Origin of the sequence: Aurantimonas sp. DM33-3, assembly GCF_014334315.1 — a bacterium.
In the GTDB taxonomy this organism is placed as follows: domain Bacteria; phylum Pseudomonadota; class Alphaproteobacteria; order Rhizobiales; family Rhizobiaceae; genus Aurantimonas; species Aurantimonas coralicida.
Genome location: NZ_JACSGS010000012.1, coordinates 14225 through 36579 on the forward strand (window position 1 = coordinate 14225; position 22355 = coordinate 36579).

Sequence of the window (22355 nt, forward strand, 5' to 3'; positions counted from 1 at the left end):
GACTCCAGCGGGCCCGGCGCGAATTCCGGTTTATCGTTAACCTTATGTTTAAACTTGTAGGGATCGGGCCCTTTTACGGTTTCTTTCGACGCGGTCGCTAACTAGCATCAATCGTGCGAAACTGTCCGATGGCCTCTGGCCGGGTGTTGACGGTTGACTGCGTCCGAATTCGGCGAGGCCTGAAAACCTGTCGCCGCTTCGGTGGCCCATATGCCGAGCGGGTCCAGAGTAACGAGTATTGAGGCGCGACGGAAATGTCCCAGACCAAATCCATCGACCAGCTTTCAGACGATACGGTCAACGCGATCGAGGAAGCGCTGCGTGAGGATTTCGAGGCCGGTTCCGACGATGGCGCGACAGTCGCTTCGGGACAGCTCGATCAACCCTCCGCCGCCGACCGCACCGATGTCGAGTTCTCCTTCGACGATTTCGAACGGCAGATCAGCGAGACCGCGGGCGAGCTGAGGACGGAGAGCGCCGAGGCCAGGCCCGCGACGGGTGTGCGCCGCGCCTCGCTGGCCGATTTCGTCGCGTTCGACACGCCGACCGAGGATCAGGCTCCGCGCACCGAGACCGAGTACGAGCCGCATACGGCCCGCCCGGCGCCCCGGCGCAGCCCTGCCCCGACGCCCCGCCAGGCACCGCCGGCCGCATCGCGCCCGGCCCGCCAGCCAGCCGCCGACGTGCCGCGCCAGAAGGCAGCGCCGTCGCCGCAGCCGGGCCCGGCCGCTGCTCCCGCCCGCGAACGTCCGGCCGCGCAGGCCGCGCCGCGCCCCGACACCGCGGAGCGCCGGCCCGAGCCGAGCGAAGCGCCCCGCGCCTATTCCCAGCCCGCGGCCAATGACGAGGAGCGCCGCACCTCGGTGATGGCCGATGCCCTTCTCAGCCGTCGCGCGTCGATGCTGCCGATCTGGATCGGTGCCGCCGTCTCGGCCGCCTGGGTCGGAATCGTCGGCTATATTAGCTACGACCTCTACGGATCGGACATCGCGACCCTGTCGGATGGCATTGCCGATCCGTTCCGCCAGTCGGAACTGGCGGTCATGGCCGCCGTGCTGGTTATTCCGGTGCTGCTGATCATGGCCTTCGCCGTGATGGTCCGCCGGTCGGCCGACATGCGCCTGATGAGCCGGTCCATGGCGGAAGTCGCCCTGCGACTGGCCGAGCCGGAATCCATCGCCACCGAGCGCGTCATGAGCGTCGGCCAGGCCGTGCGCCGCGAGGTCGCCGCCCTCGGCGAAGGCGTCGAGCGCGCCCTGGCGCGCACCGCCGAACTGGAGAATGTCGTCCACAACGAGGTGAGCTCGCTGGAGCGCGCCTATGCCGACAACGAGGCCAAGATCCGCGGCCTTGTCAACGATCTCGGCGCCGAGCGCGACGCGATGCTGTCCCATGCCGAGCGCCTGCGCTCGGCCGTCGTCGGTTCGCACCAGCGTCTGGTCGAGGATGTCGATGGCGCCTCCGACCATATCCTGTCGCGGATCGAGGACGCTTCCCGCCGCTTCACCACGCTGCTCGACGAGCGCGGCGACGCCCTCGCCCGCGACTACACCCGGCGCAGCGACGAGTTCGTCAGCCTGGTGGACGAGCACACCCGCAATGCACGCGAGAGCCTGGCGAAGGACAGCGACAGCCTGATCGCGCGCATCACCAAGAGCGCCGACGACGCGACCAGCCGCCTGAGCGAGAGCGGCGACGAGGTTGCCCGGCTGATCGAACTGCGCACGGCCGATCTCGACGACCGCAGCCGCAACCTGATCGAGCGCATCTCCGCCGCCGGAGAAGCGATCTCCGGCCTGCTGCAGACGCGCGGCGACACGCTGGCGGGTGACAGCGAGAAATTCCTCACCGATCTGACCGGCGTTCTCGACGACCGGGCCATCGGCATCGCCATGAATGGCGAGACCTTCCTGTCCAGCCTCGACGGCGCGTTCGAGGAACGCCTGCGCGAGATCGACGAGCGTTCCAACGGCTTCGTCGGCCGCCTGTCCGACGTCGGCAACGACATCACGGCCCGCCTCTCCGCCTCGGGCGACGCGGTCACCGGTCTCCTCAAGGCCCGCGGCGAAGCGGTGGCCGGCGAGAGCGAGAAGTTCCTCACCGACCTGACCGGCGTTCTCGACGATCGCGCCATCGGCATCGCCATGAATGGCGAGACCTTCCTGTCCAGCCTCGACGGCGCGTTCGAGGAACGCCTGCGAGAGATCGACGAGCGCTCCAACGGCATTGTCGGCCGCCTCTCCGACGTCGGCAATGACATCACCGCCCGCCTGTCCGCATCGGGCGACGCGGTCACCGGCCTCCTCAAGGCGCAGGGCGACGCGGTCGCCGGCGAGAGCGAGAAGTTCCTCGCCGACCTCACCGGCGTTCTCGACGACCGCGCCATCGGCATCGCCATGAACGGCGAGACCTTCCTGTCCAGCCTCGACGGTGCGTTCGAGGAACGCTTGCGCGAGATCGACGAGCGCTCGAACGGCTTCGTCGGCCGTCTGTCCGACGTCGGCAACGACATCACCGCTCGCCTGTCCGCCTCGGGCGATGCGGTCACCGGCCTGCTCAAGGCGCGTGGCGAAGCGGTCGCCGGCGAGAGCGAGAAGTTCCTTGCCGACCTCACCAGCGTTCTCGACGACCGTTCGCTCGGTCTCACGATGGACAGCCAGACCTTCCTGGCGAGCCTCGACGAGGCGTTCGAGACCCGCATGCGCGAGATCGGCGAGAAGAACGGTCTCTTCCTGTCCAGCCTGACCGAGGACATCGACAGCCGCCGCAACCGGCTCGAAGAGGAATCCGGCCGCTTCCTGCAGACGCTGGAATCGAGCCTCGGCGAGCGCACGGAACAGGCCGCGCGGATGCTGTCCGACACGTCCAGCCGCACCCTCGGCGATCTCGACAGCCGCCTTGCGGCGATCGATCACACGCTGACCGAGACCGGCGGCTCGCTGGTTGCCACCATCGAGGCGCGGGCCGAGGCCGTCGACCGGTCGACCGACCGGGTTTCGCAGGTGCTGGCCGAACGCTCGCAGGAGTTTGCCGGCGCCCTCGCCGAGCGCTCGCGCGAGATCATGGACGCCTTCGAGCGCGGCCATACCGAACTGACGATGCGCGCCGGCGACGCCGTGACGCTGAGCCAGTCGGCGCTGGAGGAGCGCACTGGCCAGCTCCGGACCCTCTTCGACGAGCGCATTGCGGGCCTCAACGCCATCATGGACGAACGCGCCGGCATGCTTGCCGGAACGCTCGACGATCGCCTTCTCGCCTTCGATCTCGCCAGCGACAGCCGCGTCGAGAACATCCAGGCGCGGGCCGGCGAAATGGATGCCGCGCTCGAGCGGACCGCCGCGCGCCTCGAGGAACTGCTCGGGCAGCGCCGCGAGGAAATCGAGGCCATGGTCGAACGCAGCGCCGAAGGCCTGCGGGCCGCCCTCGACGGGCGCGTCGGCGCCATCGAGAAAAGCATTGCCGACCACAGCGAGGACATCGAAGCCGCCTTCGCCTTCTCCCAGCAGAGCCTCATCGGCAGCCTGGACGATCGCGGCGCCTCGCTCACCCAGGTCATCGAGGCGACCGTCGCCAAGATGGAAAGCCTCGTCGGCAGCGCCCAGGGCGCCATGGCCGAGGGCGTCGACGAGAAGACCCGCGAAATGGCCCGTCTCCTCGACGAGCGCCGCGAGGCCATCGAAAGCCTCGTTGCCGACAGCCGTGACGGCCTGGTCAACGGGCTCGACCAGCGCATCGATGCCATCGCCAGCCTTCTGGCCGACCGGGTCGGCCGCTTCCACCAGTCGCTGCAGTCGGAATCCGTCCGCTTCATCAGCGGGCTGGAGGAACAGGGCGGGCGCCTGATCGGCGACATCGACGCCCGGACCGGCAATTTGACCGCCGGCCTCGCCGACCGCATCGCCGCCAACCAGACCCAGATGGCAAGCGCGCAGGATGCCCTGCTCGCCGGTCTCGACGACCGTCACGCCGCCATCCGCACCACACTCGACGAGCGCACCAGCGTGCTGCGCTCGCTGTCAGAAGAAACCCACGGCGCCCTTCTCTCGGCTCTCGACGAGCGCATCGCCGGCATCACCGGCGGGTTCGACGACGCCGTCCGTCAGGTGGCAGACGACCTGTCCGAGCGGGTTCAGGCCCTGCGCAACGTGGTCGAGGAATCGCGCACCGCGATCGTCGGCGACGTCGACAGCCAGACCGAACGCCTGCGCCAGGAGATGGCCGATCGGACCCAGTCCTTCGGTGACGACATCGCCATCAATGCCGGCGCGCAGCTCGTTGCGATCGAGAACGCCCTGTCGATGGTTGTGGATGGGCTCGAAGAGCGCACCAGCCATCTGCGCAGCGCGGCCGAATCCGTCGAGGCATCGCTGGGCCAGAGCCTGGACGGCCGGTTCGACCGGATCCGCACTGTCATGCAGGAGGGCCGCGACAGCCTGATCGGCGAACTCGACGGCCGCACGTCCACGCTGAACGAGGAAGTCAACGAGCGCGTCATGCGCGTCACCGAGGGTCTCGATGCCCGCACCGCCGCCATGCGCGGATTGCTGGAGGAAGCCCGCACCGTCCTCATCGACGGGCTCGACGAGCGGATGGCCGCCATCCACGGCATGGTCGACGGCTCGCAGAATTCGATCCTCGACGGCCTCGACGAGCGCACCGCGCGGATCAGCCAGGAATTCGAAGCCGGCCGCACCTCGATCGCCGCGGCCATCGAAGAGCGCGTCAACGGCATGACCGAAGCGCTGTTCGAAGCCGACATGCGGCTGTCGGCAGCCCTCGAAGAACGGCGCGACAGCCTCGCCTCGATCGTCGAGGAGGCCGCACGCTCGGCCTCGGCGACCCTGGGGGACCGGGCCGACGACGTGCGCCGGGCCATCGAGCAGAGCGTCGGCGACGTCTCGACCTCGCTGGAAGCCCGCCGCGACGACCTGCTCAGCGCGCTCGAATCGGGTTCCAGCAACCTGACCGGTGCCATCGACCAGCGCTCCGACGCCATCTCGTCGGCACTGGAGCGCGGCCTCGGCAATGTCGAGCGCACCCTCAACACCTCGACGGCCAAGATCGCCGACTCGCTGCGCCATGCGATCGCCGAAGCGACCACGGCCATGAGCCTCGAAGCCAGGCAGGCCCGCGAAGGCCTCGAAGGCGAGACCGCGAAGATCGCCGAGAGCGTCTCCGGCATCGACCGCCTGTTCCAGGCCTCCGGCGAGGAAGCCCGTCTGCGCATTGCCGGCGAAGCCGATCGTCTGGCCGAACGGCTGGCATCCCTCGCCGACGATCTGGCGGGCCGCGCGGCCGAAGCCAGCACCACGCTGGTCGGCGAAGGTGGCCGGATCGCCGAAAACATCAGCGGCGCTGCCGAGGTCATCCGCTCCCTGTCGGAGCAGTCGCGTTCGCGCTTCGCCACCGAGGCGGAGGAACTAGCGCGCTCGATCACCGAGATCTCGGGCACGCTGCGCAGCGAGACCGAAGAGGTCCGCGAGAGCCTGGCCGGGCAGCGCGTCGCGCTCGCCGACAGCCTCTCGGGCATCACCACCACCATTGCCAGCGAGTTCGAGCGCAACACCCGCGACTTCGCCGCCCAGTTCGGCGAGGCCAGCGAACAGATCCGCTCGGCCGGCGACGAAAGCCGCCAGCGCTTCGTCTCCGACGCCGGCGCGATCGCCGAGCAGGTCGAAGCGGCCACGGCGCGCATGCGCGAGATGACCGAAGCGGCCGAAGTGGCGCTGCGCGAGAACACCGAAGGCTTCACCCGCCGCCTCTCGGGCGCCTCCTACCAGATCCGCGGCGAGACCGAACGGGTCGCCGCGACCCTGGAAGAGCGCGCCGAACGCTTCAGCGAGGAGCTTGGCGGCGTCACGACCCAGCTCTCGGAGATGCTGGCAAGCAACGCCCTGCGCGGCGAACTCGAAGAGGCAACCCGCCTCATCCGCGACGAGTTGGCCAATGCCTCGCAGTCGATGCGCGACGGCGTCTACGCCGTGGCCACGCAGCTGCGCGGCGATGTCGACAACGCTTCCCAGACCCTCAGCCGCGATGCCGAGAGCGCCCGCGAGCTGATGCTCGCCCAGGGCGGTGAACTGGCCAGCCAGTTCGCGTCGATCTCCGCCGCGATCCAGCTCGAGACCGAGCGGGCCCGCCAGGAGCTTCTCGACAGTGCCGGCTCGCTGGGCCAGGACCTGTCGACCCGCATGGGCGAAGCCGACCGCATCATCGCGGCGCGGGCCCGGGTCATGGGCGAGGATATCGACGAGCGGACCCGCACCCTCGCGACCCTGCTCAGCTCGCGCAGCGCCGAGATCAGCCGCATCCTCGACGAGGAAGCCCGGCCGGTGTTCGAGCGCCTCGGCGAGAACGGCACCGAACTCGCCCGGATGATCGAGACGACGACGCGTGATGCGTCCGACAAGCTGCGCAGCGAAAATGCGGCGCTGGTCTCGGCCCTCGGCCGCCGTGCGAGCGAAGTGGTGGAGACGCTCAACCGTTCGTCCGGCGACATCATCGGCAGCTTCGAGGAGAAGACCGCCAGCGCCGTCGGCGCCGTGTCCGATATCCGCGACAGCCTGCAGCAGGAGATCGGTTCGCTGGTCGGCCGGCTGTCCCAGACCAGCGGCTCGCTGCGCGGGCTGGTCGACGAGGCTGTCGAGAACCTCGGCGCGATCGATCAGACGCTGCGCGAATCCGGCGCCCGCTTCAGCCAGGAGACGGAGGAAGCCTCCAACTCGATCTCGCTGTCGTCGCGCCTCCTGGAGAGCAATGTCGAACGCCTGGACAAGCTGTCCATGACGGCCTTCTCCAAGGTCTCGGCGATCGCCGACCGCTTCCAGGATCACGGAACGGTCCTCGGCGAGGCGGTCCGGCTCATCGAGACCGGCGAAGCCAACCTCCGCGCGACCCTCGAAGCCGGCCATGGCGGCATCGAGGAATTGTCGGCAGGTCTCGTCAAGCGCTCCGAGGAGATCGGCTCGCTGCTCCATTCCTTCGAGGAACTGATGGGCGGCCTGTTCGATCGCACCGAGCAGCGCTCGCGCCTCATCTCCTCGCGTCTGTCGACCGAGATGGGCGAGACGCTGGTCGAGGCGGACCGTCAGCTGCAGACCACCGAGGAGCGCTCCCGCGCCACCGCCGAGGCGATGCGTCAGGCGATCCAGTCGGTCATCGAGGACGCCAGCGCGCGCTTCGACGGCGCGACCGCGGAAATCCGTCGCACTGCCGAGGAAATCCGCCAGGAGCTGGAAACGGCGCGCGCCGACATCAAGCGCGGCGTGTTCGAGCTGCCGGACGAGGCGCGCGAAAGCACCGAGGCCATGCGCCGTGCCGTCGCCGACCAGATCCGCGCACTGCGGGACCTGTCGGATGTCGTCTCACATTCGGGCCGTGCCTTCGACGTGTCGAGCCGTGGCCCCGAGCGGAGCCAGGCACCCGCCGAGCCGCGGGCCAGGACCGCGGCGCCGAGCTACAGCCAGTCCGCACCGCGGCATTCGGCAGCGGCCGCCGTGGCACGCCAGCCCGAGGCTCCGGTGTTCACCGCCGAGGAAGAGCAGGATGTGGAGGACCAGATCGCTGCATCCTTCATGACCGACGGCAATCTGGCGCATGATCTGCGTGGCTCGAACTACGACACGCCGCCGCGTGCACAGGCTCCGGCCGCCGAGCCGCGGAGCGAGGCCCCGGCCCGTCCCGCACCGGCACCCGCCCAGCAGCGCACGCCCGCGGCACCGCTGCGTGCTCCGGCCCGTCCCGCCGCACCGGCACCGAGCGCTGCGCGCAGCGAGCCGGCCGCCGATCGCGGAACCGGCGAGCCCGGCGGCTGGGTCTCCGACCTCCTGCGCCGCGCGTCGCAGGATGAGGACGACAATGCTCCCGTCCAGCCGGCGGCGCCTGCCGCGGGCCAGGACCGCAGCCCGACGGCGCCGGAAGGCCGTTCGCCGGACCATGTGGTGGAATCCCTGAACTCGCTGTCGGTGGATATCGCCCGGGCGATCGACCACAAGGCGTCGATCGAATTGTGGGAGCGCTATCGCAAGGGTGAGCGCAACGTCTTCACCCGCCGCCTCTATACGATGAAGGGGCAGCAGACCTTCGACGAGATCCGTCGCAAATATCAGCGGGACACCGAGTTCCGTGCCGCGGTCGATCGCTATATCGGCGACTTCGAGACGCTTCTGGCCGACATCGCCAAGAGCGACCCGGACAATGCCCGCAGCCGGACCTACCTCACCTCGGACACCGGGAAGGTCTATACGATGCTGGCCCATGCTTCGGGCCGCTTCGACGCCTGATCCAGGCGAACAGGCAGCCGCCATCCGGCGGCTGCTTCCAACACTTCCTCGGCCACGGACGATTTTCGTCCGTGGCCGAAGTTTTTTCGGCGGGGCGAAAGCGCTGTGCCGCACTCCGTTAAGAGCTGAGGCCAGTCTCGAAGGCACCGATGCGCCTGCGAGCGGCTGCTACCTCCGCTAACGGGGCTTGGCGAACAAGCACGCACCGGCGCGGTGCTCACGTCCGGCGGCCCTGCCGTCATTCCCAGCGCGGCGTCGGCGTTGCAGCTCGCAGCCAGTGCTGCTCCGCCCGCAATCCCCTCGGATTCCGGCTTTCCCGTACAGATCCCACGATCGAAAGCCCCGGCGGACCCGGCGCCTGACGGCCCATTCCGGGCGCAGTCACCCCGCTGTCCGCCACCCTGGCGCGCCCGCGCGAGTTCCCGGCCCCGCCAGCGTGGTTGCCGAAAGGCAAACGACGACGCTGCAATTTGGCCTGATGGGTTCAACATAGAGAAAGTATATCCGGTAACAAACCACCTAAAATTCGATGCAAATGCGGTGACTACATTTCGCTTCAAAGTAAAATGGAACGCGCATTGTCTCCTCACGAACGAGGAGAAAGCACATGCAGAACGTCATCAAGCAGGTCGCGATCGCAGCAGGGTTCCTCCTCGCCATGGGCGCGGGGACGACGAGCGCCGCAGCGGCCCCCGCCATGGCCACGACCAGCCAGACCTCCCAGCCGGTCGGCCATTACGAGTTCTGCAAGAGCTATCCCAGCACCTGTACCCGCAACGCCTCTGTCGCCGTGGTCAAGCTGACCCGCGAAGTCTGGGCGCAGATCGTCGAGATCAACATGGCGGTCAACACCAACATCTTCCCGCGCACCGATGCGGAAATGCACGGCGTGCCGGAGCTCTGGTCCTACCCAACCGTCCAGGGCGATTGCGAAGACTTCGTTCTGCTCAAGCAGTACATGCTGGAGCGGGCCGGCATTCCGACCTCGGCGGTGCTGATCACCGTGGTGCGCCAGCCCAACGGCGAAGGCCATGCCGTGCTGACCGTGCGCACCGACCAGGGCGACTACGTTCTCGACAATCTCGACGACCGCGTCCTGGCGTGGACCGACACCGACTACCAGTATCTCAAGCGCCAGTCCGAGCGGAACGCCGGCAAATGGGTCGCGATCGCCGACGACCGCAACCTTCTGGTCGGCAGCGTTCGCTGAGGCGAGCCCGGCACGAGGCCTGACAGACACAAAAAGAGCCGGCCGTTTTCACGGCCGGCTCTTTCGTTTGCCGGGTCGAATCGACCGCGACGTCTACTCGAGGTCGATGTCCAGGATCGTCATGGTGAGGTGGTAGGACAATTCGCCCTCCTCGGTATCCTTCGCGAGCAGTCCGACGAATTCGTCGTTGAGATAGACTTCCGCCGAGTCGGCACTCTTCGGCAGCGCGCGGACCTTGATGTCTGCGGTCTTGAAGCTGCTCCTGAGGTAGGCTTCGAGCTTGCGGATTTCGTCGGGCTTCACAGCATTCTCCTGGATCGTCTGGGACGCCTGTAGCTAGGCGCCGGTCAATCGTTTCAATCCTCGGACGCCGCTCAGTCGTTCCGTTCGAAGCACTGGTCCATCGCCCGGGCCGGCTCGTCGCAATCGCCGGCCGTTCCGATGACCCGCGCGGGAATGCCAGCCACGGTGGTATGCGGCGGCACTTCCTTCAGCACCACCGAACCCGACGCGATCTTCGAGCACTCGCCGACGCGGATATTGCCGAGGATCTTCGCACCTGCCCCGATCAGGACGCCGCTGCCGATCTTCGGATGGCGGTCGCCGAATTCCTTGCCGGTGCCACCGAGCGTGACGTCCTGAAGAATCGAGACGTTGTCGCCTATCACGGCGGTGAAGCCGACGACCAGCCCCGTCGCGTGATCGAGGAAGATCCCGCGCCCCATGCGCGAGGCCGGATGGATGTCGGTCTGGAACACCGCCGACGACCGCGCCTGCAGATAGAGCGCGAAGTCGCGCCGGCCGGCGTTCCACAGCCAGTGGGCCAGCCGGTGCGTCTGGATGGCGTGGAAGCCCTTGAAGTAGAGCAGCGGCTCCAGATAGCGCTCGCACGCCGGGTCGCGGTCGTAGACCGCCTGGATGTCTGTGCGCAGCGTCGCGCGGAAGCTGTCGTCGGCATCCAGCATGTCGGCGAAGGCCTGGGCGATGGTCACGGCCGGCAGATCCGGATGGTCCAGCCGCTGCGAGACGCGATGAATCAGCGCCGCCTCCAGGCTGCGCTGATTGATGATCGTCGGATAGACGAAGCCGGACAGAACCGGTTCACGCGCCGCGACGTCCTCCGCCTCCAGCCGGACCTGGGCCCAGATCGGATCGACGGCCTGAAGGGTCTCGTGGGAATGCGAGCTCATGCTGCTCATGGAAGTCTCCCGGTCGGGATGCGCCGAAACGGCGCCTGGTCAGTGTCAAAGATAGGCGCGCGAAGCCGTCAGGGGAAGCCGCGGCAGCGGAACGCTGCGTTCCGGCGCCGCGATCGGCCCGCACGGGGGCTCGGTGCGCGCCTCAGCCAGCCGGCGTGGCAAAGCCATGCCGGGCGAGAAAATCGAGGATCGCATCGCCGAAAACGTCGTTGCGGTCGCCCGCCACCATATGCCCCGCACCGGCGATGTCGACGAACTCGGCCGAAGGGACGAGGCTGCGGAACTCGTCGATCTCCGCACTCGTGACCATGTCCGAGCGGCCGCCGCGCACCAGAAGCGTCGGAATGGTCAGCGCCTGCGCCGCGGCGATCATTGCCGTGCGCGCCGCGTCGCGGCGCATGGCGACGCTGTTCGGCCCGTCGATGAATGCCGGGTCCCAGTGCCAGCGATAGCGGCCGTCCGCCGAGCGCCGCAGATTCTTGGCCAGCCCCTTCGACGACCCCGAAGGCCGCCGGTTGGGCAGATAGGCGGCGACCGCCTCCGCCGCTTCCTCGAGGCTGGCGAAGCCGTCGGCCAGCCGGTCGGTCATGAAGCGATGGACACGGGCGACACCATCCTCGTTGAGGCTCGGCGTCACGTCGACGAGGATCAGCGCGGCGAAGCGGTCAGCTTCGCCCTGCGCAAGCAGGCTGGCAATGCCGCCCAGCGACGCGCCGACGGCCACGGGCTTGGCCCCGGCCTGAACGGCGATCGCATCCGCGAGCGCGCCGGCATCCGCGCCGAAATCGAAGAAGCTGTAGCCGCCGCCGGCGATCCATTCGCTGTCGCCATGGCCGCGCTGGTCCACGGCAATCGGCGACAGGCCGCGCCCGGCCATAAGGCCGGCGACATGCGACCAGGCCTGCCGGGTCTGCCCGCCGCCGTGCAGGAGCAGCACCGGATGGCCGTCCGCTACCGGACGGTCGGCGACGAGGCGATGGCCGCCGGCCCCCGCCCATTCCATACGCCGTGTAGTCACGCAGCCTCGCCCAGGAAGCGCAGGACCTCCGCCTTGAAGGTGCGGTCGCCGACCGAGAGCATGTGGTCCCGGCCCTCGATGGCGAAGACCCGGGCGTTCCGCATCAGCGCGGCGAGCGCGTCGGGCGAACCGGCAATGTCGTCGGTGGTGCCCACGCCGATCAAAGTCGGCTGGGCGATCCGCCCGACCTCGGCCTCGGTCAGTTCCTTCCGCGAGGTGGAGATGCAGGCGGCCAGCGCATGCCGGTCGCTGCGGGTGCGGTCGGCAAAGGCCCGGAACATGCGCCCGCGCGGATCGGTGACGTCGTCGAGGGAGGGTGCCAGCAGCGCCGCGGCGATCGGGTCCCAGTCGCCGACGCCCGCGACGAGGCCGATGCCGAGACCGCCGAAGACGATCCTCGAGATGCGCTCCGGCGCCGCCAGCGCGGTGAAGGCCGATACGCGCGCGCCCATGGAATAGCCGAAGATCACGGTCTGGCCGATGTCGAGATGATCGAGCAGGTTGACCACGTCGCCGGCCATCTTCTGCGGCGTGTAGGCCGCCTCGTCCTGCGGCTTGGCGCTCTGGCCATGGCCGCGATGGTCGAAGGCGACGACGCGGTAGCCGGCCTCGTTCAGGGTCTTCACCCAGCCCGTGTCGATCCAGTTCACCCGCATCGACGAGGCGAAGCCGTGGACGAGCAGCACGGCGGGCCGGTCGCGCTCGCCGGTATCGGTGAAGGCCAGTTGCAGACCGTCGCTGGTGAAGGTGTCCATGGCTGCCATTCTCGTGTTTTTCCGATCGGACGTCACAGGCGCATTAGAGCCATGACGGAGGTTTCGCCACCCCCTGTTCATTCGCGACCGGCGCCATTATGGTCCGCGCCATAGCGCAACCGAGCCGAGGGCGAGCCGCAATGGCCGGGCACACGATCCCCCATTTCCAGAACGATGCCGGACATGATCTGATCGAGGTCGGCGTCAACGAATTCATGTGCTGCGGCGCCAACCCGCCGCACGACCATCCGCATGTCTATCTCGACATGGGCGACGAGGGTGAGATGGTCTGCAGCTATTGCTCGACCCTCTATCGCTATAATTCCTCGCTGAAGGGCTGGGACACGATTCCTCCCGGCTGCCAGTTCGAAGAGAAGGCCGCCTGACATAGGCGCCATCGACCGGACGCGGCCGGTCGTCATCATCGGTGCCGGCATGGCCGGCCTGACGATGGCGCTGGAACTGGCGCGCCGCGATCGTCCCTGCATCGTCGTCGAGCGTGCCCCCCGGCTGGAAGAGGTCGGGGCTGGCCTGCAATTGTCGCCCAATGCGCTGCGGGTTCTCGCCCGTCTCGGCGATCTGGACGATCTGAAGGCGCGCGGCACGGTGGCCGAAACCGTCACCCTGCATGCCGCCCGGACCGGGCGTGCGATCGCGTCGGTGCCGGTCAGTTCGACCGACGGAACGCCCTACCTCTCCATTCACCGGGCCGATCTCCAGGCTTGGCTCGTACGCGCCGCCGCGGCCTCAAGCCGGATCGATCTTCGGCTCGGCCGGGACATCGGCGCCGTCGTCCGGGATGGCGACGATCTGCGCGTCGAAGCCATCAGCCCCGATGGCACCGAGATCCTGCAGACGCCGCTCGTCATCGCCGCGGACGGCGTGAACTCGCCCACGGCCCAACGGCTCGGCCTGGGCGGACCGGCGGCCACGGGCGCCCTCGCCTGGCGCGGCCGTGTTGCCGACAGCGCCGCGGCTATGCCGCCTGCCGGTATCGAAGCCTGGCTGGGCCCGCGCCGTCATGCGGTCGCCTACCCGATTACCGGCGGACGGGAGACCAATCTCGTCCTCATCGAGCCTGCGGGCGGTTCGCCGGACGCCGCAGACCTTCCGGCACGCTTTTCGAGATGGGACCGGCGGCTCGGCGGCCTGATCGAGTCAGTGGACACCTTCACGGCCTGGCCCCTGAAAGCGGTGACCGGCGCACGGCCCTGGCGCCATCTCGATGACCGCCTGATCCTGATCGGCGATGCGGCCCATGCCATGCTGCCCTATGCGGCGCAGGGCGCGGCCATGGCCATCGAGGATGCGGCGGTGCTCGCCACTCATCTCGATCGCGCCGCCGACTTGAGCAATGCATTGGGGGGCTACGAGACAGAGCGTCGGCCACGGATCGACAGGGTCCGGTCGCGGGTCGGCTTTCACCGCTTCGTCTATCACCTGCCGTTTCCGCTCAGCCTCGGCCGCAATGCGGTGCTGGCATCGCGCTCGGCGGAAAGTCTCGCCGGCGATCTCGCCTGGCTCTACGACTGGCGCCCGCCCAGGGATTAATCAACCGAACACTGCCCGTCGCGGAACAGCGGCACCGGTGGAACGTTCCTGCCTCGCCTCGACATGGGTGCACCGGCCAGCCGGCCGGCAGCCATGGCGGGCGGGAGGACTGGCACCGGACCGCGAAACCGGCCGTGCGACCTCTCAATGCTGCAAGGGACGGTTTCGAAAAGGTCATTTACATGCCGAAAAGTAACAGGACCGGCAGGTTCGTCGGTGTCGCCGCGCTGGCGGCCTCGACAGCCCTCTCAGGGCCTATCGCCGCTTACGCGCAGGAGGCGGCGACCATCCGCGTCGCGCAGGCCGAGGAATTGCTGCCGCAGGACGCGGCCCCCGCGCCGGAAGCTCCGGCTGCGCAGGAACCCGCCCCGGTAGAGGAAGCCGCACCAGTCGAGGAGCCCGCCGCCGAGCCGCAGCCCGCTCCCATCGAGGAGCCGCCGGCAGAGCCCGCACCCGAACCCGAGGCACCGCCGGCCGAAGCGCCGGCAGATCCCGTCGCGCCTGAGCCGGCGCCGGCAGCCGAAGCCCCCGCCGAAGAACCCCAGGCTGCAGAGCCCCAGGCCGAAGCACCTGAGGCAGAGCCTGAGTCGGCTCCCGAGGAAGCGGCCCCGGTCGAGGCCGAAGCCCCGGCGGAACCCGTCGAGGAGGCTCCTGCAGCCGAGCCGCAGGCCACTGAACCGGCTGCCGAGACGCCGGTAGAGGAGCCCGCCGCCGAAACCGAAACCCCGTCCGAGCCTGCGGCGGAAGCCGCGCCTGAGGACGTGGCACCCGAAGCGCCTGCGGCAGAGGATGCCGACGCCACGCCGGCCGAGCCGGCCGCCGAGCCCCAGTCCGAGGCACCTGCCGAGGCAGCGGAGCCGGAGACCACGGACGGTGACACCACTGCGCCGACCGACGAAACTGTGCCCGCGGCCGACACCGGCGGACAGCCGGCGGAAACGTCGCCTGACCAGCCGGCCGACGCAGCAACCGGGGAGCAGCCTGCGGCCGACCAGCAGCCCGCTACCGAAGAGCAGCCCGCCGCCGAGACCGCCGCGCAGCCCGAGCCGACCGCTCCGGAATCGCAGCCCGAAGCAGTTGACGAATCCGTCCAGACCGAGACCGTGCCGGAAGGCGGGGTCGCTGCGAGCGACGCCCGCGTCCAGCAGCTGGCCGAGCCGGTCGAGGTGACCCCGATCACCGCCGAGGAAGGCGAACGGATCGAGGCGCCGAACGCCGCAGCGGCGGACGGCAGTGCCGGCAGCACCACGACGAACAACACGGTGATCAACAACAGCACGACCACCAACAACACCGTCGTGAACAACACCACCGTCAACCAGCAGGCGCCGCTGCCGCCGGGCGTCGAGGTCGTCGATCGCGTCGGCAATCGCGACATCCTGTCGATCGTCGGTGCCGGTGCCGTTGGGGCGCTCGCCGGCGGAGCTGCGGCCTATTTCATCCGCGGCAATGACGACGACCGCATCGCGGTCGATGCGCAGGAGCGTTACTACGACCGCCTGCGCGGCGATCGCACCCGCGAGACGGTGGTCCGGCCGAACGGCGTCCAGGTGGTCACGATCACCAACCGCTACGGCGACGTCGTGCGCCGCTCGCGCATCATGCCGGACGGCAGCGAAGTCGTGCTGTTCTACGATCCGTATCAGGACGACGAGCGCCAGGACGACTATTACTACAGCGACGTGGGTGCCGACCTGCCGCCGCTCGACCTGCGCATCCCGCGCGAGGACTACATCGTCGACGTGACGGATCCCGACGAGGAGCTCTACTACCGGACCATCGTCGCCCCGCCCGTCGAGACCGTCGATCGCATCTACTCCCTCAACGAGGTCCGCCGGTCGGAGCGCGTGCGGGACAAGGTGCGCCGCATTGATCTCAGCACGATCAACTTCAACTTCGGGTCGGCCGAGATCACCCAGGAGGAAGTCGGCGACCTGCAGGCGCTGGCCGATGCCATCGCACGGGTCATCGCCGAGAACCCGGACGAGACCTTCCTGATCGAAGGCCATACGGACGCGGTGGGCAGCGAGCGGGCCAATCTCGCCCTCTCCGACCGGCGCGCCGACGGCGTCGCCACGGCACTGACCCAGTATTTCGACGTGCCGCCGGAGAACCTCGTCACCCAGGGCTATGGCGAGCAGGACCTGAAGGTCGATACGCAGGCGGAGAACCGCGAGAACCGGCGGGTCACCGTCCGGCGCATCACCCCGCTGGTCAAGCCGGTCAACACCGCCCAGCGCTAGGCTGGCCGGTTACACCCGAGCAGGAAAGGGCGGCCCGCGGGCCGCCCTTTTTTGTTTCAGCGCTGGTGGGATGGGAACGGACCGCCCGGCCGCGGACCCCGTCAGTCGTCGTCGTTCGTCGGTCGTTTGGAGCCGACCGACAGGAAATCGCCGAAGGGCCCGAGCGGCTCGACATAACTTGCCAGCACCTTGAGGGCGACCATCACCGGCACCGCCAGGAACATGCCGACGACGCCCCAGATCCAGCCCCAGAACGCCACCGACAGGAAGACCGCGGCCGCGTTCATCTCCAGCCGGCGGCCAACGATCATCGGGGTCACGAGCTGGCCCTCCACCGTCGTGCAGGCAAGATAGACGAGCACCGGTGCCAGCGCGTTGGACAGGCTGCCGAACTCGGCCAGCGCGATGACGCCCACGAGGAACATGCCGATCAGCGCGCCGATATAGGGGATGAAGTTCAACAGCGTCGCCAGCGCGCCGAAGATGATCGGCGTCGGCATGCCCACCCACCAGAGCAGTGTGCCGATGGTGAGGCCAAGGGTGACGTTGATCAGCGTGATCGTGAACAGGTAGCGCGACAGCTCGCGCTCGATCTCGTGGGCGATGTTGAGCGCCCGCTTCTTGTCCGACAGGGTCGGCATGGCCCGGACGAGCTTCTGGTAAAAGAGATCGCCCGACGCCAGCAGGAAGAACAGGAAGACCAACGAGAAGCCCACCGAAGCGACGATCTGCGGCGCGGCGGTCGTCACATTGTCCAAGAGCCCGGGGTTCTTGACGACGACCTCGTCGGGCTGGCCGTCATTGGGCGCATTCCGCCCCGCGGCCTGTTCGACATTCTGCTGCGCCGCCTCCAGCCGGGCGAACCGCTCCTGCACCGAGCGCAGTTCCTGGTCCACGGCGGCGGCGTAGCGCGGTGCATCGTTGACGATGTTCGTGATCGGGTCGCTCAGCATGTAGAAGCCGAGCACCATCGTCACCAGTGCGCCGACGACGAGGAAGAAGGCCGAGATCGGCTCCCAGATCTTCAGCCGCCTCCTCATGAACCGTACCACCGGGCTCATCACCAGCGCGAAGAGCAGCGCGATGATCACCGGCAGGACGAAGCTCGCCGTCAGATACAGCGCCCCGAACAACAGGATGAAGAAGATCCCGATCACCGCCCAGCGCGGGCCGGCTTCGATATGCTGGTTGGTGACGAGGCCGATCGTCGGGGACAGGGTGGTGGAACGCTTGTCTTCACGCCCCTCGCTCGATCGTTCAGACAATGGCGCATCCCCTCGGGTCAGATATGCACCAACGGACTGATCACAATCAGGTTCCCTTGCCGTGACGGAGGAACGGCGCCGGGCAGACCGGCGCCGTCCGCCCTGCTCCATCGGCCTGCTACGCGGCCGCTACCGGCCGCGCAAATGTCAGGCAGCGTCTTAGTGCAGGATCTGCGACAGGAAGAGCTTGGTGCGCTCGTGCTCGGGATTGGTGAAGAACGCCTCCGGCTCGTTCTGCTCGACGATCTGGCCGGCATCCATGAAGATGACGCGATTGGCCACCTGCCGCGCGAAGCCCATCTCGTGGGTGACGCACAGCATCGTCATGCCCTCTTCCGCCAGCCCGACCATGACGTCGAGCACTTCCTTGATCATCTCGGGATCGAGCGCCGAGGTCGGCTCGTCGAACAGCATGATCTTCGGGCTCATGCACAGCGAGCGGGCGATGGCCACGCGCTGCTGCTGGCCGCCGGAAAGCTGCCCCGGATATTTGTGGGCCTGCTCGGGGATCTTCACGCGCGAGAGGTAGTGCATTGCCACCTCCTCGGCCTTCTTCTTGGGCATCTTGCGGACCCAGATCGGCGCCAGCGTGCAGTTTTCCAGGATCGTCAGATGCGGGAAGAGGTTGAAGTGCTGGAACACCATCCCGACCTCGCGGCGCACCTCGTCGATCTTCTTCAGATCATTGGTCAGCTCGATCCCGTCGACGGTGATGGTGCCCTTCTGGTGTTCCTCCAGCCGGTTGATGCAGCGGATCATCGTCGACTTGCCGGAGCCCGACGGCCCGCAGATGACGATCCGTTCGCCACGGCGCACGGTCAGGTTGATGTCACGCAGCACGTGGAATTCCCCGTACCACTTGTTGACGCCCAGAAGCTCGACCGCGATCTCGTCGGAGATAGCCATGCGGTCTGCATTGCCCGGCTTGGTGTCGATGTCGACGGCCATGGGAGATTCCTTCAGCTTTTGTGTCCGGTATCCAGTCGCCGCTCGGTGTAGATCGAGTAGCGCGACATGGAGAAGCAGAACAGCCAGTAGATGAACGCGGCAAAAACCAGGCCGGTCGCCGGTGTGGTGGGGGTGATCCAGTCGGGATCGTTGAAGCCGCGCCGGACCGTGCCCAGAAGGTCGGCCAGGCCGATGATGTAGACGAGGCTGGTGTCCTTGAAGAGGCCGATGAAGGTGTTCACGATCCCCGGGATCACCAGCGTCAGCGCCTGCGGCAGGATGATCATCCGCATCTTCTGCCAATAGGTGAGCGCCATGGCGTCGGCGCCCTCATACTGTCCCTTCGGGATCGCCTGCAGGCCACCGCGGATGACCTCGGCCATGTAGGCCGCCGAGAACAGCGCCACGCCGACCAGCGCCCGCAGGAGCTGGTTGAAGGTCACGCCCTCCGGCAGGAACAGCGGCAGCATGAAGTTCGCCATGAACAGGACGGTGATCAGCGGCACACCGCGCCAGAACTCGATGAACACGATGCAGAACAGCCGCACCGCCGGCATCGACGAACGCCGACCGAGCGCCAGCAGGATACCCAGCGGCAGCGACGCGGCAATGCCGCTGACCGCCACGACCAGGGTCACCATCAGGCCGCCCCACAGATTGGTGGGAACCGGCCGGAGCCCGAAATCGCCGGTCATCAGCACCATGAAGGCCAGCGCCGCGAGGGTCGGTACCAGCAGCCCGAAGACGCCCGCCCCCTCGGACCCGGCACGGAAGCCGGCCCAGACTGCCAGCGCGATCGCCGCCAGCGACGCGAAGAACGCGGCGACCGAGAGGATCGAGAACCGGTAGCCGAGGAAGCGGAACAGATCCGGATCCACCGCCGCCGAAACCAGCAGCAGCAGGAGCGCAAAGCCTGCGAGGCCGGCGGCGATCTTGACCGGCATCTGCGAGATGTCGACGTCGGGCTTGGCCAGGACGCTGCTCAGCGTGGCAACGGCCGCGACCAGGAAGACCAGCGCCACCGTGCCGCCGGCGAAGCGGAACTCGCCGCCGGTCAGAAGCACCAGCGCCACGAACGGGAACACCGCGAACAGCAGAATCGCGTTCAGCCGCTTGTGGGGCACCCGCGGGATCGCGAGCCCTGCCACCAGCAGCGCCAGCAGCACCACCGTGACGTCGATGCGCCAGCGTTCGCCGAACGGATAGACGCCGTACATGAACTGGCCGAACTTGGCGCTGACGAAGGCCCAGCAGGCGCCGCCATGGCCACCGCCCTCGACCAGGCACGCGGTGCGATCGCTGCCGGTGAAGACCGCGTCGAGCCAGGCCCAGTTGAAGATGTTCATCGCGGCCCAGACGATGAAAGCGCCGGCGATCACGCTGAGGACGCTGTCGAGCGGCGTCGCGAAGAGGTTGCGGCGGACATTGCCGATGAACCCGACCTCGCTGGGCGGGGGCGGCAGCGGCAGCTTTTCCTCGGTGGAAACGAAACGGGCGACTTGTTCTTCCATGATCTATTCGCCCCCGATCATCGCTCGACGAGCGCCATTTTGGCGTTGAACCAGTTCATGATGAGCGACACCGTGATGGAGAGGCCGAGATACACCGTCATCCAGATCACCACGACCTCGATGGACTGGCCGGACTGGTTGAGGACGGTCGAGCCGACGGCGACGAGTTCGGGATAGCCGATCGCCAGTCCGAGGGACGAGTTCTTGGTCAGGTTGAGATACTGGCTGGTCAGCGGCGGAATGATCACCCGGAACGCCTGGGGCACGACGACCAGCCGCAGCAGTTTGCCGCGCGTCAGCCCGAGCGCCGAGGCGGCCTCGGTCTGCCCCTTGGAGACGGACAGGATGCCGGCGCGCACGATCTCCGCCACGAAGGCCGCGGTGTAGATCGACAGGGCCAGCCACAGGGCGATGAATTCCGGCCGGATCTGGATGCCGCCGGCGAGGTTGAAGCGTGTCGCGGTGGGAAATTCCAGTGTCGCCGGAATTCCGGTGGCCACAAAGACCAGGAGCGGCAGGCCGACGATCATGCCGATGGCGGGCCACAGCACCGGCCGGCGCTCGCCCGTGGCCATCTGATGCTTCTTGCTGCGCTTGGCGTAGAAGATCGTGGCCGCGGTCCCGACGGCGAAGGCCGCAAGCGTGGCCCAGGCGACCGGCTCGAACAGGATGGCTGGGATCTGCAGGCCGCGATTGGTCAGATAGACGCCGACCGGGCTTTCGTCGATGCCGCGCGGCCCGCTCAGAACCGACAGGACGCCGAAGTACCAGAACAGGATGACCAGCAGCGGCGGGATGTTGCGGAAGGTCTCGACATAGACGGTCGAGATCGAGCGGACGAGGAAATTGCGCGACAGGCGCCCGATGCCGACGAGAAAGCCGACAATGGTCGCCAGGATGATGCCGCTGATCGCCACGACCAGCGTGTTCGCGATACCGATGAGGATCGCGTCCCCATAGGTGGCGTTGCTCGAATAGGTGAAGGGCGTGATGGCGATGTCGAAGCCCGACCGCTCGGCGAGGAAGCCGAAGCCGGACGCGATATTGGCGGCTGCGAGATTCCGCGCCGTGTTGTCGACGATCCACCACGTGAAGAGCGCGATACCGACCACCAGGGCGACCTGGATGACGATGCTGCGGACGGTCGGATTGTTCAGGAAACTGGCCCCGCCGCCCTGACGCGGCACGGAATGGGTTTCGACGGTCATCTACGCTCCCGGGCGTTGCGGAAGTTGACGATCCCCGGCGGCCGCAAGGGGCAAACGGGCCACGCCGGGCGAGCCGGACGCGAGAGACGCGCCCGGCCCGGCTTGATCAGCTCAGCGGATCGGCATGCCGTACTGCAGGCCGCCCTTGGTCCACAGGGCGTTCTGGCCACGGGCGATTTCCAGCGGCGTATCGACACCGATGTTGCGCTCGAAGATCTCGCCGTAATTGCCGACGGCCTTGATGATGTTCACGGCCCAATCCTGCGACAGGCCGATGGACTCGCCGAAGTTCTTGTCTTCGCCGAGCAGACGCCGGATCTCGGGATTCTCCGAGGTCTTCATGTCCTCGACGTTCTCCTGGGTGACGCCCAGCTCTTCGGCGTTCAGCAGCGCGTTGTGCGTCCACTTGACGACGTTGAACCATTCCGTGTCGCCCTGGCGCACGGCCGGTCCGAGCGGCTCCTTGGAGATGATCTCCGGCAGGATGGTGTGCTCGTCGGCATTGCCCATCTCGAGGCGCGAGGCCGCGAGACCCGACGCATCGGTGGTCAGCACGTCGCAACGGCCGCTGTCATAGGCCGAGTTCACGTCCGACTGGGACTCGATGACGACCGGGTTGTATTCCATGTTGTTGGTACGGAAATAATCCGCCAGGTTCAGCTCGGTGGTGGTGCCGCTCTGCACGCAGACCGTCGCGCCGGACAGTTCGAGCGCGGAATTCACGCCGAGATCCTTCTTCACCATGAAGCCCTGGCCGTCATAGTAGTTCACGCCGGCGAAGGTCAGGCCCAGCGTGGTGTCGCGGTCCATTGTCCAGGTGGTGTTGCGGGCCAGAACGTCGACTTCGTTGTTCTGCAGCGCCGGGAAGCGCTGAACGGCCGACAGCGGCGAGTATTCGACCTTGGACGGGTCGCCGAAGACGGCGGCGGCGATTGCCTTGCAGTAGTCGATGTCGAGACCCTGCCAGGCACCCTGATCGTTCTGCGAGGCGAAGCCCGGCAGACCGGTGTTGACGCCGCAGCGCAGAACGCCGCGATCCTTGACCGTCTGCAGCGTCTGGGCGGACGCACCGCTGACGGCCACTCCGGCGACGGTCAGACCCAGCACGGCAGTCAAAAGTCTCAATTTCATCAGGAAACCTTTCCAGGCATGGTTTTCAGTTCAA

At 67.7% G+C, this 22355-nt stretch carries 14 protein-coding genes; 5 read left to right on the forward strand and 9 right to left on the reverse strand.

Annotated elements, in window-relative coordinates; genetic code table 11:
- Positions 1–254: 254 nt before the first annotated feature.
- Both H9Q09_RS15690 and H9Q09_RS15695 read left to right on the forward strand, forming a co-directional pair.
- On the forward strand, positions 255–8282 hold the full coding sequence (locus H9Q09_RS15690) for a hypothetical protein (protein WP_187391815.1): 8028 nt from the start codon (positions 255–257) through the stop codon (positions 8280–8282).
- A 607-nt stretch (positions 8283–8889) separates the two neighbouring features.
- Entirely contained in the window at positions 8890–9492 is a 603-nt protein-coding gene (locus H9Q09_RS15695) for a transglutaminase-like cysteine peptidase (RefSeq protein ID WP_187391816.1), read from the forward strand.
- A 93-nt stretch (positions 9493–9585) separates the two neighbouring features.
- On the opposite strand, the gene H9Q09_RS15700 is transcribed toward H9Q09_RS15695, so the two are convergent.
- The 4 genes from H9Q09_RS15700 to H9Q09_RS15715 form a co-directional block, all read right to left on the reverse strand.
- Entirely contained in the window at positions 9586–9795 is a 210-nt protein-coding gene (locus tag H9Q09_RS15700) for a DUF3126 family protein (protein ID WP_024350566.1), read from the reverse strand.
- Between the two features lie 71 nt (positions 9796–9866).
- The gene (cysE, locus tag H9Q09_RS15705) at positions 9867–10691 is read right to left on the reverse strand and encodes a serine O-acetyltransferase (RefSeq protein WP_187391817.1); all 825 of its coding nucleotides are present in this window, start codon (positions 10689–10691) and stop codon (positions 9867–9869) included.
- 142 nt (positions 10692–10833) lie between these two features.
- The gene (locus H9Q09_RS15710; protein ID WP_348646312.1) at positions 10834–11709 is read right to left on the reverse strand and encodes an alpha/beta hydrolase; all 876 of its coding nucleotides are present in this window, start codon (positions 11707–11709) and stop codon (positions 10834–10836) included.
- Positions 11706–12464, reverse strand: a complete 759-nt coding sequence (locus H9Q09_RS15715; protein ID WP_187391886.1) for an alpha/beta hydrolase — start codon at positions 12462–12464, stop codon at positions 11706–11708. Before H9Q09_RS15715 ends, H9Q09_RS15710 begins: the two co-directional genes overlap by 4 nt.
- A gap of 140 nt (positions 12465–12604) precedes the next feature.
- Between H9Q09_RS15715 and H9Q09_RS15720 the strand changes: the two genes are divergently transcribed.
- The 3 genes from H9Q09_RS15720 to H9Q09_RS22360 all read left to right on the forward strand — a co-directional run bounded on the left by H9Q09_RS15720 (position 12605) and on the right by H9Q09_RS22360 (position 16258).
- The gene (locus H9Q09_RS15720; protein ID WP_024350562.1) at positions 12605–12850 is read left to right on the forward strand and encodes a zinc-finger domain-containing protein; all 246 of its coding nucleotides are present in this window, start codon (positions 12605–12607) and stop codon (positions 12848–12850) included.
- Between the two features lie 37 nt (positions 12851–12887).
- Positions 12888–14015, forward strand: a complete 1128-nt coding sequence (locus H9Q09_RS15725; protein ID WP_348646315.1) for an FAD-dependent monooxygenase — start codon at positions 12888–12890, stop codon at positions 14013–14015.
- A 182-nt stretch (positions 14016–14197) separates the two neighbouring features.
- A complete protein-coding gene (locus H9Q09_RS22360) occupies positions 14198–16258 on the forward strand; it encodes an OmpA family protein (protein ID WP_210315387.1) in 2061 nt (686 codons plus the stop codon).
- A gap of 101 nt (positions 16259–16359) precedes the next feature.
- Here the strand turns inward: H9Q09_RS22360 and H9Q09_RS15735 are convergent, their stop codons facing one another.
- From H9Q09_RS15735 to H9Q09_RS15755, 5 genes are all read right to left on the reverse strand, one after another.
- Positions 16360–17523, reverse strand: coding sequence for an AI-2E family transporter (locus tag H9Q09_RS15735; RefSeq protein WP_246716175.1), 1164 nt, complete (start codon positions 17521–17523; stop codon positions 16360–16362).
- 159 nt (positions 17524–17682) lie between these two features.
- Positions 17683–18471: an amino acid ABC transporter ATP-binding protein gene (locus tag H9Q09_RS15740; protein ID WP_024350558.1), complete on the reverse strand. Its 789-nt coding sequence runs from the start codon at positions 18469–18471 to the stop codon at positions 17683–17685.
- Positions 18472–18482: 11 nt separating this feature from the next.
- Positions 18483–19982: an amino acid ABC transporter permease gene (locus H9Q09_RS15745; protein ID WP_187391819.1), complete on the reverse strand. Its 1500-nt coding sequence runs from the start codon at positions 19980–19982 to the stop codon at positions 18483–18485.
- A 17-nt stretch (positions 19983–19999) separates the two neighbouring features.
- Positions 20000–21190 (reverse strand): amino acid ABC transporter permease, encoded by a 1191-nt coding sequence (locus H9Q09_RS15750; protein ID WP_187391820.1) that lies wholly within the window; start codon positions 21188–21190, stop codon positions 20000–20002.
- A 111-nt stretch (positions 21191–21301) separates the two neighbouring features.
- A complete protein-coding gene (locus tag H9Q09_RS15755) occupies positions 21302–22321 on the reverse strand; it encodes an amino acid ABC transporter substrate-binding protein (protein ID WP_040325598.1) in 1020 nt (339 codons plus the stop codon).
- Positions 22322–22355 lie beyond the last annotated feature (34 nt).